The 16,360-nt window shown below is 69.5% G+C and carries 12 protein-coding genes; 5 read left to right on the forward strand and 7 right to left on the reverse strand.

The genetic code is table 11. The features are described 5' to 3' along the window. Positions 1–79 precede the first annotated feature (79 nt). Positions 80–1,093 (reverse strand): cytochrome d ubiquinol oxidase subunit II, encoded by a 1,014-nt coding sequence (gene cydB, locus WCD84_RS00875; RefSeq protein WP_343280103.1) that lies wholly within the window; start codon positions 1,091–1,093, stop codon positions 80–82. Then, complete coding sequence (locus WCD84_RS00880; RefSeq protein ID WP_343280104.1) at positions 1,093–2,502, reverse strand: cytochrome ubiquinol oxidase subunit I; 1,410 nt, start codon at positions 2,500–2,502, stop codon at positions 1,093–1,095. Before WCD84_RS00880 ends, cydB begins: the two co-directional genes overlap by 1 nt. A gap of 914 nt (positions 2,503–3,416) precedes the next feature. On the opposite strand from WCD84_RS00880, the gene WCD84_RS00885 reads away from it, so the two are divergent. Together WCD84_RS00885 and hemF are read left to right on the forward strand one after the other, a co-directional pair. Continuing rightward, the gene (locus WCD84_RS00885; protein ID WP_343280105.1) at positions 3,417–5,810 is read left to right on the forward strand and encodes a S9 family peptidase; all 2,394 of its coding nucleotides are present in this window, start codon (positions 3,417–3,419) and stop codon (positions 5,808–5,810) included. Positions 5,811–5,958: 148 nt separating this feature from the next. Further along, a complete protein-coding gene (gene hemF, locus WCD84_RS00890) occupies positions 5,959–6,897 on the forward strand; it encodes an oxygen-dependent coproporphyrinogen oxidase (protein WP_343280106.1) in 939 nt (312 codons plus the stop codon). 30 nt (positions 6,898–6,927) lie between these two features. On the opposite strand, the gene WCD84_RS00895 is transcribed toward hemF, so the two are convergent. From WCD84_RS00895 to polA, 4 genes are all read right to left on the reverse strand, one after another. Beyond that, positions 6,928–7,410, reverse strand: coding sequence for a DUF421 domain-containing protein (locus tag WCD84_RS00895; protein ID WP_343256208.1), 483 nt, complete (start codon positions 7,408–7,410; stop codon positions 6,928–6,930). A 111-nt stretch (positions 7,411–7,521) separates the two neighbouring features. Continuing rightward, a complete protein-coding gene (locus WCD84_RS00900) occupies positions 7,522–8,466 on the reverse strand; it encodes a cation diffusion facilitator family transporter (protein WP_343280107.1) in 945 nt (314 codons plus the stop codon). A gap of 63 nt (positions 8,467–8,529) precedes the next feature. Continuing rightward, entirely contained in the window at positions 8,530–9,531 is a 1,002-nt protein-coding gene (gene glk, locus WCD84_RS00905; RefSeq protein ID WP_343280108.1) for a glucokinase, read from the reverse strand. A 368-nt stretch (positions 9,532–9,899) separates the two neighbouring features. Next, positions 9,900–12,665, reverse strand: a complete 2,766-nt coding sequence (gene polA / locus WCD84_RS00910; protein ID WP_343280109.1) for a DNA polymerase I — start codon at positions 12,663–12,665, stop codon at positions 9,900–9,902. 77 nt (positions 12,666–12,742) lie between these two features. Between polA and WCD84_RS00915 the strand changes: the two genes are divergently transcribed. The 3 genes from WCD84_RS00915 to WCD84_RS00925 all read left to right on the forward strand — a co-directional run bounded on the left by WCD84_RS00915 (position 12,743) and on the right by WCD84_RS00925 (position 14,138). Continuing rightward, entirely contained in the window at positions 12,743–13,042 is a 300-nt protein-coding gene (locus WCD84_RS00915) for a DUF2782 domain-containing protein (RefSeq protein WP_343255504.1), read from the forward strand. Continuing rightward, a complete protein-coding gene (locus WCD84_RS00920; protein ID WP_343280110.1) occupies positions 13,033–13,743 on the forward strand; it encodes a DUF502 domain-containing protein in 711 nt (236 codons plus the stop codon). The genes WCD84_RS00915 and WCD84_RS00920 overlap by 10 nt, the downstream gene beginning before the upstream one ends. Before the next feature lie 149 nt (positions 13,744–13,892). Next, a complete protein-coding gene (locus WCD84_RS00925) occupies positions 13,893–14,138 on the forward strand; it encodes a hypothetical protein (protein WP_343278820.1) in 246 nt (81 codons plus the stop codon). A gap of 26 nt (positions 14,139–14,164) precedes the next feature. Here WCD84_RS00925 and uvrD read toward each other — a convergent pair whose 3' ends face one another. Further along, positions 14,165–16,345 (reverse strand): DNA helicase II, encoded by a 2,181-nt coding sequence (uvrD, locus tag WCD84_RS00930; RefSeq protein WP_343280111.1) that lies wholly within the window; start codon positions 16,343–16,345, stop codon positions 14,165–14,167. Positions 16,346–16,360: the final 15 nt, after the last annotated feature.

The raw sequence follows: 16,360 nt of genomic DNA on the forward strand, positions 1-16,360 counted from the left end.
GGCGCACGCGTGCACAGGGAAGCATAAAGCAAGCGCGCCACGCCGCCCTGCACCGGCGTGCGCGGGGCGGCGGGAATCTTCAGTGGTAGCCCGCGTCCGCTTGGACCTTGCCGCGAAACACCGAATACGACCACGCCGTGTAGCCGAGGATGATCGGCAGCAGCACGACCAGCCCGACCAGGGTGAAGGTCTGCGAAGACGGCGGCGAGGACGCCTCCCAGATGCTCAGCGAGGGCGGGATGATGTTCGGCCAGATGCCGATCACCAGGCCGATGAAGCCGAGCACGAAGAACGCCAGCGTAAGCAGGAACGGCGCCACGTCGCGCCCCTCCCGCATCACCGCACGCCACAGCAGGAACGCGTTCGCCAGCGCCAGCAGCGGCACCGGCGCCAGCCACCAGAAGTTCCCGCCCTCGAACCAGCGCGCCATGACCTGGGAATCCAGGAAGGGCAGCCAGGCGCTGACCAGGCCCATGAACACCACCACCACCAGCACCAGCGGCCGGGTGAGGTTGCGCGCCACCCGCTGCAAGGGGCCTTCGGTCTTCAGGATCAGCCAGCAGGCACCGAGCAGCGCATAGCCGAACAGCACCGCTGCGCCGGTCAGCATCGAGAACGGGCTGAACCAGTCGAATGCGCCGCCGAGGTACTTGCCCTCTTCCAGCGGCATGCCCTCGACCAGCGCGCCGAGGATCAGCCCCTGCGCGAACGCCGCCACCATCGAACCCACCGCGAACGCAGCGCCCCAGAAGCGCCTGGCGCGCCGCGCCTTGAAGCGGAACTCGAAGGCCACGCCGCGGAAGATCAGCGCGATCAGCATCATCAGCACCGGCAGGTAGAGCGCCGACAGCAGGATCGCGTACGCCTTCGGGAACGCGGCCAGAAGCCCCGTGCCGCCGAGCACCAGCCAGGTCTCGTTGCCGTCCCAGATCGGCGCGGCGGTGTTCATCATGTTGTCGAGCTGGTCGCCGTCCTCGGCGAAGGGCGCGAGGATGCCCAGGCCCAGCACGAAGCCGTCCAGCAGCACGTACATCAGCACGCCAAAGCCGATCACGAAGTACCAGGCCACCGGCAGCCAGGTCGCGGTGTCCATCACGTGCCCTCCGTGCGCGCATCGTCGCGGTCACCCACCGACAGCGGGCGTGCGGGGGTCCTGTCGCCGCCCTCGGTGTCGGGCGCGTCCTCGAACGGCTGCGGGCCCTTGCGCACCAGGCCGAGCAGGTACCAGATGCCGGCGCCGAAAATCACCGCGTAGGCCACGGCGTAGGTGATCAGCGATGACAGCACCGCGGCCGCGGTGATGTTGGGGCTCAGCGCCTCGCTGGTGCGCAGCAGGCCGTAGACCACCCAGGGCTGGCGCCCGATCTCGACCACGTACCAGCCCGCCAGCAGCGCGATGAAACCCGCCGGACTCAGCAGCCGCCAGCCGTTGAGCAGCCAGCGCGACTCGAACAGCCATCCGCGCCACCAGGCCCAGGCCGAAGACAGCGCCAGCAGCAGCATCGCGACCCCCAGCCCGACCATGATCCGGAAGCCCCAGAACACCGGCGCCACCGGCGGGCGCTCGCTGGCCGGGACCGCGGCCAGGGGCTCGATCTCGCCGTCCCAGCTGTGGGTCAGGAGCAGGCTGCCCAGGCGCGGGACCGCGACTTCGTAGCGGTTGCGCTCGGCGGCGGCGTCCGGCCACGCGAACAGCACCAGCGGCACGCCGGCCCCGGGTTCGCCATGTTCCCAGTGGCCTTCCATCGCCGCCAGTTTCACCGGCTGGTGTTCGCCGACGTTGAGCCCGTGCAGGTCACCCACCAGTACCTGCAGCGGCAGCGCGATCGCGGCGAATGCGACCGCGAGCTTCAGCGACCTGCGCCCCGCTTCGACGTGGACGCCGCGGCGCAGGTGCCAGGCGCTGACCCCACCGATCACCATGCAGGTGGTGATGAACGCGGCCAGCACCATGTGCGCCAGCCGGTAGGGGAACGAGGGATTGAAAATGATCGCCCACCAGTCCACCGGGTGGAACATGCCGTCGACGATCTCGTGCCCCTGCGGCGTCTGCATCCAGCTGTTGGCGGCCAGGATCCAGAACGTCGAGAACAGCGTGCCCAGCGCGACCATGCAGGTCGAGAAGAAGTGCAGCTTCGGCGACACCCGCTTCCAGCCGAACAGCATCACGCCGAGGAAGCTGGCCTCGAGGAAGAACGCGGTCAGCACTTCGTAGGCCAGCAGCGGGCCAAGGATGGCGCCGGCGCGCTCGCTGAGCATTGCCCAGTTGGTGCCGAACTGGAAGCTCATCACGATCCCCGACACGACGCCCATGCCGAAGGAAATCGCGAAGATCCTGAGCCAGAAGAAATAGAGGTCGCGCCACATGGTGTCGCGGGTGCGCAGCCAGCGCCACTCCAGGAAGGCCAGCCAGTGCGCCAGGCCGATGGTGAAGGCCGGGAACAGGATGTGGAAGGTGATCACGAAGCCGAACTGGATCCGCGACAGCAGCAGGGCGTCCACGCCGTTCTCCGCGGCGGGACCGGGCGCCGCGCCCCTGCATTCTGCGCTCCGGCGGTGCCTGCCGTGTCCAGAGGGCGTGAATTCGCCCTGCGCAAGATGGCTTTACGGCTCTTCTCCCGATTGAGGGAAAGACGTTCGGCCGGGCCGGCGGAGTGGCTGGTTCTTGTCGAGGCTTCGCGCGTTGCCGTGACAGTTGGGGCGTTGTTGCGCCGAAAGCTGCTCCGTCCTGGTCCGCGCTGCGCGTCCCGCGCATTCCTCCGTTGTGGTGCGCGCTGATCGTCCCGCGCATTTCTCCGTTGTGGTGCGCGCTGACCGTCCCGTGCATTTCTCCGTTGTGGTCCGCGCTGCCCGTCCCGCACACAGGGGGTGTGCTGCGCCGGCCGTCTCCGCATCCTGCTCCCAGCGGCCGGGCGCCGGCCATCCATGGCCGGCTCTCCGCACACCCCCTGTGCACGGAACGGGCCGTGGAGTTTCTTGGCTTTCGGGATGGAGATCAAGAGCGGGCGCACGCTCGCGATCGTAGGGGTCGCCCTGGCGTAGCTGTGCCGCTTGATCCGGTGACGACCGCCCGGTTGCGACATCTGCGTCGACGCTGCCTCCGTCCACCACCGCGCAAAAGGTCCGGGCCCGCCGTGGAGGCAGGGGGGATGCCCAGAGCCGGCCATGGATGGCCGGCGGCCGGAACTGGGAGCAGGATGCGCATATTCCGGCTGGGCATCCCCCCTCGGGCAGCGCGCAACCTCCCGGAACAATCACCGGAACAATCAACCGAAAGCCCCTCAATCGGGAGAAGCACCGCTTTTACCGACGCGCACGCGATGGCGCGCCGCGGCCAGCCATGACCACCGGCCCAGAGCCGCGGCGCGCGCGGCTGATACGCTGGCGCGTCGACTGTTCCCGGGGATTACCGCACCATGCGCCACCGCTCCTCTCTTGCACTCCTGCCGCTTTCGCTGCTGCTGGCCATCGCGCCGGCATCCACGGTCTCGGCCCAGCCCGCGCAGGCGCTCGACCTGCACCAGGTCATGGCCGACCCCGACTGGATTGGTCCGCCGGTGGAGCGGGCGTGGTGGTCCTGGGACGGCGACACCGCGTACTACGTGGCCAAGCGCAAGGGCAGCAACGTGCGCGACACCTTCGCGCAGCCGGTCACCGGCGGCGCGGCGAACCTGGTCGACGGGGGCGCCCGCGCCGGCATCGACGCCGCCGACCCGATCTATGACGCCACCCGCGCGCGGATGGCCTTCCTGCGCAACGGCGACGTCTTCGTGCGCGACCTGCGCGGCGGCGCGCTGACCCAGCTGACCCGCACCGAAAGCGGCGAATCCCAGCTGCAGTGGGGTCGCGACGGCTCCCTGTCCTGGCGCAGCGGCAACGACTGGTTCCGCTGGACCACCGCCGGTGGCGTCGGCCAGGCCGCGAGCCTGAAGGCGGAGGACGCGCCCGGCACTGCGCCCAGGCCCGACGCGCTGCGCGAACGCCAGCTGCGCTACATCGAGACCCTGCGCATCGAGCGCGAGCGCCGCGAAGAAATGCGCACCCAGGCCGAGGCCTGGCGCAGCGCCGACCCGTCCCGCACGCCGGCCGCCGCCTACCTGGGCAAGGACGTCGAGATCCAGGGCAGCGCGCTGTCGCCCGACGGCCGCTGGCTGTTCGCCGTCACCCAGGCCAAGGGCGCCGAGGCCGGCCAGGACGGCAAGATGCCGAAGTACGTCACCGAATCCGGCTACGAAGAGTTCGAGGACGTGCGCACCCGCGTGGGCCGCAACGACCCGGCGCCGCAGTCGTTCTGGCTGGTGTCGGTGGCCGACGGCGAGGTGCGCGAGCTGAAGACCGACGCGCTGCCGGGCATCACCACCGACCCGCTGGCGGGCCTGCGCAAGGCCGCCGGCAAGGACGCGCTGAAGGGCAACCGCGCCGTGCGCATCGAAGGCTGGGGCGGCGACGTCTCCGGCGGTGCGCGCTGGAGCGACGACGGCCGCGGCCTGGCGCTGATGCTGCATTCGGTCGACAACAAGGACCGCTGGCTGGCGACCGTCGATCTGTCTGCGGCGACGCTGCAGCCCGTGCACCGCCTCACCGACGAGGCCTGGATCAACTGGGGCTTCAACGAATTCGGCTGGATGCCCGATGCCCGCACGCTGTGGTTCCTGTCCGAGGAGTCGGGCTGGTCGCACCTGTACCTGTCATCCGGCGGCCGCGCGCGCGCCCTGACGTCCGGCCGCTGGGAGGCCTCGATGCCGGTGCTTGCCGCCGATGGCCAGGGCTTCTGGTTCCTGTGCAACCGCGCGCGGCCCGGCGACTACGAGGTCTGCCACGTCGGGAGCGGCGGCGGTGAAGTTCGCGAAGTGACCGCGTTCAACGGCGTCGAGGACTTCGTGCCCTCGCACGACGGCAGCCGCGTGCTGGTGCGCCATTCCACCAGCTACCTGCCGCCGCAGCTGTCGGTGGTCGACGCCGCCGGCGGCAGCGCGCGCCAGCTCACCGACACCCGCACCGCGGAGTTCAAGGCCCGCGAGTGGATCCAGCCCGAAACCGTGCAGGTGCCCTCCAAGCACGGCGCCGGCACCGTCTGGGGGAAATATTACGGCCCGGCCACCATGGAGCCCGGCCGCGAATACCCGATCGTGCTGTTCGTGCACGGCGCCGGCTACCTGCAGAACGTCAGCGACCGCTACCCGAACTATTTCCGCGAGCAGATGTTCCACAACCTGCTGGTGCAGCAGGGTTACATCGTGCTGGACCTCGACTTCCGCGCCTCCGAAGGCTACGGCCGCGACTGGCGGACCGCGATCTACCGGCAGATGGGGCAGCCGGAGCTCGAGGACTACCTCGACGGCATCGACTGGATCGTCCAGAACCGCCAGGGCGACCGCGACCGCGTCGGCATCTACGGCGGCAGCTACGGCGGCTTCATGACTTTCATGGCCATGTTCCGCGAGCCGGAGAAGTTCCACGCCGGCGCCGCCCTGCGTCCGGTGACCGACTGGTCGCAGTACAACCACGGCTATACCGCCAACATCCTCAACACGCCCGAGCTCGATCCCGAGGCGTATGCGAAGTCCTCGCCGATGGAATACGCCGAGGGCCTGCAGGGGCACCTGCTGATCGCGCACGGCATGATCGACGACAACGTGTTCTACAGGGACTCGGTGATGCTGGCCCAGCGCCTGATCGAGCTGCGCAAGGACAAGTGGGAGCTGGCGAGCTATCCGATGGAACGCCACGGCTTCGTGCATCCGGACTCCTGGTACGACGAGTACCGCCGGATTTACGAGCTGTTCGAGCGCGCGCTGAAAGCGCCCTGAGAACAGCAGGTGGAACTGTGGGAGCGGCTATAGCCGCGATCGGAACACCACGCTGCGCAGGGTCGCGGCTATACCGCTCCCACAGGGTGAAGGCGGGCGGCGGTGACGCCAGACCGGCATCGCTGCCCCGGCCATTACAATGTCCGGCATGAACGACTTCAATTCGGTCCGCGATTACCTGACCGGCCTGCAGGACCGCATCTGCGCGGCCATGGAGGGCGCCGACGGCGCCGCGCGCTTCCACGAGGACGCCTGGACGCGACCCGACGACAGTGCCGACGGCGGACTGTCGGGCGGCGGACGCACCCGGATCATGCGCGACGGCGCGGTATTCGAGCAGGCCGGGATCGGCTTCTCCGATGTCTCCGGCACCCGCCTGCCGCCTTCGGCCACCGCCAACCGGCCCGAGCTCACCGGCGCCTCCTGGCGCGCGGTGGGTGTGTCGCTGGTGTTCCATCCGCGCAATCCCTATCTGCCCACCACCCACGCCAACGTCCGCCATTTCCGCGCCGAGCGCGACGGCGAAACCGTGGCCTCCTGGTTCGGTGGCGGCTTCGACCTCACGCCCTTCTATCCCTTCGACGAAGACGTACTGCACTGGCACCGCACCGCGCGCGCGCTGTGCGAACCCTTCGGCGGCCAGGCGCGCTACGACGCGCACAAGAAGTGGTGCGACGACTACTTTTTCCTCAAGCACCGCGATGAAACGCGCGGCGTGGGCGGCCTGTTCTTCGACGACCTCGCCGACGACTTCCAACGCGACTTCGCCTATATGCGCGCGGTCGGCGACGGCTTCCTCGACGCCTGGCTGCCGATCGTCGAGCGTCGCCGCGCCATGCAGTACGACGAGCGCGAGCGCGAGTTCCAGCTCTACCGCCGCGGCCGCTACGTCGAGTTCAACCTGGTCTGGGACCGCGGCACCCACTTCGGCCTGCAGTCGGGCGGCCGCAGCGAATCGATCCTGATGAGCCTTCCGCCGCTGGCCCGCTGGGAATACGGCTACCAGCCGGAGCCCGGCAGCCCCGAAGCGCGGCTTGACGACTACCTGCGACCACGGGACTGGTTGCTGGAGCTGGGCGGGGCGTAGGAGCTTTTCTGTAGATCCGTGGCAAGGGTTTCAGCTTTTTGAACCACGCGGCACCACCGTGATCGTTCCGTCAACTTCCAGGGTGACCAATACGGCGTCGGCGATGTCGGACAGGCCGTTGTCACGCAGGGCTTCGTCGATATCCGGCCGGCTCAGGCCCTCGGCACGCAGTACCCGGGTGAACAGTTCGCCGTCGCGTGCCAGCAACACCGGGCTGCCTTCGATCAGCCTGTCGAGACGCTCGCTGCGCGCAGTGACGAACCCGACCAGCCAGTTGCAACCGATCAGCGTGACGGCAAGGATCAGGCCGCCCAGCAGCGAGACGTCTTCGCCGATCAGCGAATTCTGCACCGCCGTACCGAGGAGGATCACGACCAGCAGGTCGAACGGAGTGAACTGGCCCACGGTGCGCTTGCCCGAGACGCGCAGCATCAGCAGCAGGATGAAATAAACAATTACAGCGCGGAGAACGAATTCCCACCACGGCATCGAAAGTTCGAACAGGCCGGACATGGCGCGGACTCCTTCATGAAAACCTCAATCTGTCCGCCCCTGCGTGAAGGCACCGCAGTCGGTGATGGGCGACGCGCGAACGTGACGCCGGAGCCGGCGCGGTCTTCCAGCTCAGCGGTGCTCGCGATCCAGGCGCCCCGCCGGGTCCACCTGCACCGTGACATGGTCGATCGCGTAGCGCTCGTGCAACCATCCGGCCACCAGCGCCGGCAGTGACAGCGGATCGACGCCTTCGGCCGGGCTGACGTGCACGGTCGCCACGCTGGATTCGTCGGTCAGCGTCCAGGCATGGAAGTGCCCGGCCTCGGCGACCTGCGGCAGCGCGGCGAGCCCGCGCTCCGCCTCGCGCGCATCGACGCCCTGCGGCACGGCCTGGATGAGCACCCGGATGGAATCGGACACCAGCCGCCACGCCGAGCGTACGACCAGCAGTGCCACCAGCACCGACAGGATCGGGTCGAGCACGGACCAGCCGGTCAGCATGATGCCCACCGCCGCCGCGATCGCACCCACCGAACCCAGCAGGTCGCCGATGACGTGCAGCAGGGCACCACGCAGGTTGCTGTCGCCGCGATTGCCGGACCAGAGGATCCAGGCCCCGGCGATGTTGACGAACAGGCCGACGACGGCCACGACCAGCATCGGCAGCGCCATCACCACGGTGGGGGACTGGAAGCGCTGGATCGCCTCCCAGGTGATCCAGGCCACGAGCAGCAGCAGGGCGGCGCCGTTGGCCAGCGCCGCCAGCACGCGCACGCGGTGGAAGCCATAGGTCCGGGTGCCGTCCGCCGGGCGCCGCGCAAGCCGATAGGCAACCAGCGCCAGCAGCAGCGCCGCAGCGTCGGAGACCATGTGGCCGGAATCGGCGATCAGCGCCAGCGAGCCCGACAGCCACCCGCCCACGGCCTGGATGATCGCGTAGCCAAAGGTGAGGACCAGGACGAAGCCGATGCGACGCTCGTTGCCCTGCGTTACCGCATGGCCGTGGCCGTGGCCGTGGCCGTCATCGTCCTGGTCGTGGAGATGGCGATGGGGGCGGACGTTTGACTGGACCATCGATGGCTGTCCTGACGGGTTTGCCGGAAGCATGCAGCTTGCCATCGCTGCAAGGTCAAGCGCTTACGTGCTGCGCGGCCCGGCACGCGCCGGCAACGGCTCACGCAGCGCCATGGCCGCACCAAGCAGGCCGGGGTCGGGGTGGATGACGGCCTGGATGACCACCGGCTCGAGCCAGGCGGCAAAGCGGCCCTTGGCCAGGAAGCGCTCGCGGAACGCGCTGGCGCGCAGGAACGGCAGGAACCGCGGCACGATGCCGCCGGCGATCACCACCGTGCGTGCGCCGTGCACCAGCGCGATGTCACCGGCAACGCTGCCCAGGATCGCGCAGAAGCGCGCCAGCGCGCGCCGCGCCACCACGTCATGACCGTCCAGGGCGGCGGCCAGCACCTCGGCAGGCTCCCGCGGCGGCCAGGCCGCGCCACCCGCGCGTTCGCGCAGCACGGCATCGATCGCGGCCAGGCCGCTGCCGGACAGCAGCCGCTCCCATGACGCGCGGCCGTGGCTTGCATTCGCCCAGTCGGCAAGCGCGCGCTCCTCCTCGCCCAGCGGCGCGAAGCCCACGTGCCCGCCCTCGGTCTCCACCACCTGCCAGCCCTCGCCGGCGCTGCCCACCAGCAGGCCGACGCCAAAGCCGGTGCCGGGGCCGATCACGCTGACCGGGCCGCGCAGGGGCTGCTCGGGCTGCCCGTGCAGGAGCGCGCGCTGGTCCGCAGCCAGCACGGGTACGGCGCGTGCGATGGCGCCGAAATCGTTGACCAGGCGCAGCTCCTCCAGCCCGAGCGACTCGCGCAGCTCGTGCCGGTTGAACGACCAGGCGCGGTTGGTCAGGCGCATCTCGTCGCCGTCGACCGGACAGGCGAGCGCGATCGCCGCGCGCCGGGGTCGTGCGCCCACCTGCGCCAGGTAATGCTCGGCGGCGTGCTGCAGGCTGGCGAACTCGGCGTTGCGCAGCCGCAGCCGATGCAGCAGCTGCGGCACCGGTGCCGCCGGGTCGCATAGGGCGAAGCGCGCGTTGGTGCCGCCGATGTCGGCGATCAGGGCCAGATGCTCGTTCGCGCTCATGTCCGCCCTTCCGGCATGCAATGGATCGGAACAGGCTAACCCAGGCAATCGCGGCCATGGCCGCTCCCACAGACAGTTCGCGCAGACAATAAAAAGCCCCGCAGGCAGGGGGGGCCGGCGGGGCTGGAGAACGGGGCTTGGGGAGAAGCCGCCGTTCCGGTCGATCAACTCCAGGGGAGGGGAGGTGATCTGCGACAGACCTTGCATCTGTCACGGGCTATATGACCATCCCGCACATGGATGGTTCGTGAAGATAAGGGTTAAGTTTTTGTTGGATTCAGCGGGCGTTTACCGGAGTCCTGCGCGCGCGCAATTCGGGCTTCCGCGGCTACGCCGACAAGGGCCGGCCCGGCGAGTTCCTGAATGCGTCAATGCGCCTGTTCCCAGTTGTCGCCCACCCCGCTGTCGACCACCAGCGGCACCCTCAGGCTGGCCGCTCCGGTCATGCGCGCGACCACCTCTGAAAGCAGGGTGTCGACGAAACCGGCGTCGGATTCGAACACCAGTTCGTCGTGCACCTGCAGGATCATCCGCGCGCGGTCGCCGTGTGGTGCGAGCCAGGCGTCCACCGACACCATCGCGCGCTTGATGATGTCCGCCGCGGTGCCCTGCATCGGCGCGTTGATCGCGGCGCGCTCGGCGCCGGCGCGCTGCGGCTGGGTGCCGCGGCTGATGTATTCCAGGTACAGGCGGCGGCCGAAGACGGTTTCGACGTAGCCCTGTTCGCGCGCCTGCACGCGGGTGCGCTCCATGAAGTCGCGCACGCCGGGATAGCGCGAGAAGTACAGCGCGATGTAATCCTGCGCCTCGGCGCGGCCGATGCCGAGATTGCGCGCCAGGCCGAACGCGCCCATGCCGTACATCAGGCCGAAGTTGATCGCCTTGGCGGCGCGGCGCTCGTCGCCGCTGACCTCATCGATCCTGCGGCCGAAGACCTCGGCCGCGGTGGCGCGGTGGATGTCGGCGCCGGCCTCGAACGCGGCCACGAGCCCGGCGTCGCCGGACAGGTGCGCCATGATCCGCAGCTCGATCTGCGAGTAGTCGCAGGCCACGATCTTCCGCCCCGGCGGCGCCACGAAGGCGGTGCGGATGCGGCGGCCATCCTCGGTGCGGATCGGGATGTTCTGCAGGTTGGGATCGCTCGACGCCAGGCGGCCGGTGGCGGCCCCGGCCTGCTGGTAGCTGGTGTGCAGGCGGCCGGTATCCGGGTTGACCATCTCCGGCAGCTTGTCGGTGTAGGTGCCGCGCAGCTTGGCCAGGCTGCGGTAGTCCAGGATCACCCGCGGCAGCTCGTGCAGGTCGGCGATGGCCTCCAGCGCCTCCTCGTTGGCCGAGGGCTGGCCTTTCGGCGTCTTCACCAAGGTCGGCAGCTTCAGCTCGTCGTAGAGCAGCGCGCAGACCTGCTTGGGCGAATCCAGGTTGAACGTGCGCCCGGCAAGCCCGGTGGCGCGCTGCTGAAGGTCCAGCATGCGCCGGCCCAGCCCCGCGCCCTGGGCGCGCAGCCCGTCGGCGTCGAGCAGCACGCCGTTGGCTTCGATGCGCGCCAGCACCGGGACCAGCGGCATCTCGATGTCGCGGTACACGGCGGCCAGCGAGGGTTCGGAAGCCAGCCGCGCCGACAGCACGCGGTGCAGGCGCAGGGTGATGTCGGCGTCCTCGGCGGCATAGGCGGTGGCGTCGTCGAGCGCGACCTGCGAGAACGGGATCTGCTTGGCGCCCTTCCCGGCCACGTCGGCGTAGGCGATGGTCTGGTAGCCGAGTTCGCGGCGGGCCATCGAATCCATGTCGTGGCGCGCGCGGCCGGCGTCGAGCACGAAGCTCTCCAGCAGCGTGTCTTCGGCGTAGCCGGCCACGTCGATGCCGTGGCGGCGCAGCACGTGCAGGTCGTATTTGCCGTTCTGCCCGACCTTGCGCACCGCGGCGTCTTCCAACAGCGGCCTGAGCATGTCCAGCGCCTGGCCACGGTCGAGCTGCGCCGGCACGCCGGGATAGTCGTGCGCCAGCGGCAGGTAGGCGGCCTGGCCGGGCTCGCAGCTGAAGCTCATGCCCACCAGGTTGGCACGCAGCGCGTCGAGCGAATCGGTCTCGGTGTCGAGCGCGAACAGGCCCGCGTCGCGCAGGCGCGTGATCCAGGCCTCGAGCGATTCGACGTCCAGGATCAGGTCATGGCTTCCAGGCGCGGCCAGCGCCGGGTCCAGCACGGCATCGCCCACCGTCGGCGCGGGGGCGACGAAGCCGCTGCCCGCGCGCGGCATCGCGGCGCGCGCCGGGACCACGCCGCTGGCACTTCCGCCATCGAGGTCCTTCAGGGCCTGCACGAAGCCGTAGCGCTGGTACAGCGTGCGCAGGGTCTCGGTTTCTGGCGTGCGCAGGGCCAGGTCCGCCGGTCCGACCTCGAGCTCGACATCGGTGCGGATGGTCGCGAGCGTGCGGCTCAGCGGCAGCCGGTCGAGCGCGGCGCGCAGGTTGTCGCCGACCTTGCCCTTGATCTCCCCGGCCGAGGCGATCACGCCGTCGAGGCTGTCGTAGGCCGCCAGCCACTTCGCCGCGGTCTTCGGACCGCATTTCTCGACCCCGGGGATGTTGTCGACGCTGTCGCCCATCAGCGCCAGCAGGTCGATGATCTGGTCCGGCCGCACGCCGAACTTCGCGAATACCGCTTCCTCGGAGTCGGTGCGGGTGCCGCTCATGGTGTTCACCAGCGCCACGCCCGGGCGCACCAGCTGGGCGAAGTCCTTGTCGCCGGTGGAGATGGTGACGTCCATGCCCTGGCCTACCGCCGCCAGTGCCAGGGTGCCGATGACGTCGTCGGCCTCGACCCCGCCCACGCGCAGGATCGGGATGCCCAGCGCCTCGACCACGTCGCACATCGGCTGCACCTGCGTGCGCAGGTCGTCGGGCATCGGCGGCCGGTTGGCCTTGTACTGCGGGTAGATGTCGTCGCGGAAGGTCTTGCCGGGCGCGTCGACCACGAAGGCGAGGTAGTCGGGCTGCTCCTTCAGCGTCGCCCGCAGCATGTTGACCACGCCGAACAGCGCGCCGGTGGGCTCGCCTTCGGCGTTGGTCAGCGGCGGCAGCGCGTGGAAAGCGCGATACAGATAGGAGGATCCATCGATCAGCACGAGTCGCGTCATGCCGCGGATTCTACGTGGTCCCCGGCTTCGGCCGCGTCGCTGGCGCATAATCGTGGCCAGTCCCGGGAGAGATCGCCATGAACCATTCCGCCGCCGCATTCGCCACCGTGCTCGCCGCAGCCCTCCTGCTCGGCGCCTGCGCCACGAACGGCATGCCCGCCGATGAAATCCCGGCCGATGCGGTGGAAGCCACCCGCATCGAGGCCAACGGCGACACGGTCACCGAGTACCGCGTCGACGGCCGCCTGCGCGCGCTCAAGGTCGTGCCCTCGCGCGGCGCGCCGTACTACCTTTTCGACCGCAATGGCGACGGCGTCGTCGACAGCGAGCGCGACGGCGTGTCGCCGGTGTACTTCAAGCTGTTCGAGTGGAACTGATCACCCCGCCACACCACGGCCAGGGGCAGGAACCGGGCCCGGCCGACGCCGCCAGGCGCCTGCCGCCGATGGTCGCCACCTGGCTGACCGGCCTGTTGGCGGTGCTGCCGCTGGTGCTCACCCTGGTGCTGCTGGGCTGGGCGGTGGGAATCGTCAACGGCGTTCTTGGCCCGAGCAGCCTGTTCGGACGCTCGTTCACGGTGTTCGGCGCCTGGTTTGCCGCCCATCCGGTGTTCGCCTGGCTGCTCGGCACGCTGCTGACCATCGCCCTGATCTACCTGCTGGGCCTGCTGGTGCAGTCGCGGCTCAAGGCGCCGATCAAGGCCATGCTCGACAACACCATGCGCCGGATCCCGCTGGTCGGCAGCGTGTACGCGCTGGCCGAACGCTTCGTCTCGGTGATCGGCGACCGCCAGCAGGCCGACATCGCGGCGATGAGCCCGGTGTGGTGCTTCTTCGGCGGCGACGGCGTGGCCGTGCTCGGCCTGCTGCCGAATCCGGAGCCGATCGAACTCAACGGCCGCATGTACCTCACGGTGCTGGTGCCGACCGCGCCGATCCCGGTCGGCGGCGGCCTGCTGTACATGCCCGCGGAGTGGGTCAAGCCGGCCGATTTCGGCATCGACACCCTGACCAGCGTCTACCTGTCGATGGGCATCACCCTGCCGCGCGGCAAAATTCCGGGTTCGGTCGCGGAGTAGCCGGCTTCCGTCCCGGGAAGCATCCGCATCGACATGCCAGGCACCGATGCCGTGGCTTGGTCGGCGCATCACACGCGCGCGGGGTCTTTTCACGCCTTGTCCAAAGGGCGCGCGGCACCATGGTCCGTGTCTGCAACACAGGAACGCACATGTACGGTCGCGAGCGCCGAAGCCCGCCAGCATTGGATCCCGCCGAGCTGCGCAAGGGCCTGACGCCGGCCCAGCTGAAGGCGCTGGAAACGCTGGAGCACTTCCAGTGGACGCTTCGTTTCGTGCGCCGGCCGCTGTTCCGCGACCCGATCCCGGTGGTCTTCGACCGCGACGGCCAGCGCTGGGCGGTGCTCGAGGCCGACGGCGGGATCAACGAGTCGCCGGGCTTCCAGCTGCGCGACTAGCCCGGCCGCGGCCCCGCGGCGATCCCTCAGGCCGCCTGCAGCTTGGCATAGGCCAGCACCAGCCACTTGCTGCCGACACCGTCGAAATTGACCTGCACCCGCGCATGGGCGCCGGCACCCTCGATGTCGGTGACCACGCCGTTTCCGAAGCTCGCATGCACCACTTCCTGGCCCACCGCGATGCCCGGCGTGTCCTCCATCGCCGCGTGCCCGTAGTCGCGTCGCGGCGTGGGCGCATAGCGCGGCCGCGAGACCTGCACCTTGGGGCGCACCTCGTTGAGCAGCGCCGGCGGGATCTCGCGCAGGAAGCGCGAGGGCATGCCGTACATGTCCTGGCCGTGCAGGCGCCGGGTCTCGGCGTGGCTGAGCACCAGCTTCTGCCGGGCCCGGGTGATGCCGACGTAGGCCAGCCGGCGTTCCTCCTCCAGGCGCCCGCTTTCCTCGATCGAGCGCGCGTTCGGGAACAGGCCTTCCTCCAGCCCGGCCAGGAACACCAGCGGGAACTCCAGGCCCTTGGCGCTGTGCAGGGTCATCAGCTGTACGCCGTCCTCACCGGCCTGGGCCTGGCCCTCGCCGGCCTCCAGCGCGGCGTAGGCGAGGAAGGCGACCAGCTCGGACAGCGCGGCCGACTCGTCATCCTCCCCGCGCACGAAGCGCGAAGCGACCGAGACCAGTTCGTCAAGGTTGTCGACGCGCGAGTCCAGGCTGCCCTTCGATTCGCGCGCATAGTGCTCACGCAGCCCGGACCGCAGCAGAACGTGGTCGATCTTGTCCTTCAGCGGCAGGTCGCCCAGCTCGCTTTCGATCGCGTCGACCAGCGCGTGGAAGGCCGCCAGGGCATTGCGCGCGCGCCCCGCCAGGCCACCACCCTGTGCGCAGCGCAACGACGCCTCCCACAGCGAGACGCCGTCGGCGCGGGCGCGCATGCGCACTTCGTCCAAGGTGCGTCCACCGATGCCGCGGGTGGGCGTGTTGACCGCGCGCTCGAAGGCCGCGTCGTCGGCGCGGTTGGCGACCAGGCGCAGGTAGGCCAGGGTGTCCTTGACCTCGGCGCGCTCGAAGAATCGCACGCCGCCATACACGCGGTACGGCAGCTGTGCGGCCAGCAGCTTTTCCTCGATGATCCGCGACTGCGCGTTGCTGCGGTAAAGCACCGCGCAATCGCCGTGGCTGCCGCCGTCGCGCACCCATTCGTTGACACGGCCGACGATGTACTCGGCCTCGTCGATCTCGTTGTAGGCGGCGAACAGGTCGATCGGATCACCCTGCCCGCTGTCGGTCCAGAGCTTCTTGCCCATTCGCCCCGGGTTGTGCGCGATCACCGCGTTGGCGGCGTCGAGGATGGCTGCGGTGGAGCGGTAGTTCTGCTCCAGGCGGATGGTCCGCGCGCCGGGGTAGTCCTGCAGGAAGCGCTGCACGTTTTCGACCTTGGCACCGCGCCAGCCATAAATGGCCTGGTCGTCATCGCCGACCACGAACACCTGGCCGCTGTCACCCGCGAGCAGGCGGATGAAGCCGTACTGGATGGCGTTGGTGTCCTGGAATTCGTCCACCAGCAGGTGCGCGAAGCGCTGGCGATAGTGCGCCAGCAGCGCCGGGGTGCCGCGCAGCAGCTCGTGCGCGCGCAGCAGGATCTCGGCGAAGTCGACCAGACCGGCGCGGTCGCAGCGCTCCTGGTAGAGCGCGTAGGCCTTGAGCATCACCGAGCCCCACTCGTCCTGGCCGTCCTGGATGTGTGGCGGGCGTCGGCCTTCGTCCTTCTGGGCGTTGATCCACCACGCGATCTGCCGCGGCGGGAAGCGCGCTTCGTCGAGTTCCAGCTGCTGCACCACGCGCTTGACCAGCCGCAGCTGGTCGTCTGAATCCAGGATCTGGAAGGCCTCCGGCAGCTTCGCGTCCTGCCAGTGCAGGCGCAGCAGGCGGTGCGCCAACCCGTGGAACGTCCCGATCCACAGGCCGCGCGCGCCATTGCGCAGCAGCGCGTCGGCGCGATGGCGCATTTCCGCCGCCGCCTTGTTGGTGAAGGTGACCGCGAAGATGCCGTGCACCGGCACCCCGAACACCTCGTTCATCCAGGCGATGCGGTGGGTGAGCACGCGGGTCTTGCCGGAGCCGGCGCCGGCCAGCACCAGGTAGTGGCCGGGAGGCGCGGACACGGCTTCGCGCTGGGCGTCGTTCAGCCCATCGAGCAGGTGGGAAACATCCATGCCGGCATGTTACGC

Source organism: Luteimonas changyuni (assembly GCF_039548395.1).
Taxonomy (GTDB): domain Bacteria; phylum Pseudomonadota; class Gammaproteobacteria; order Xanthomonadales; family Xanthomonadaceae; genus Luteimonas.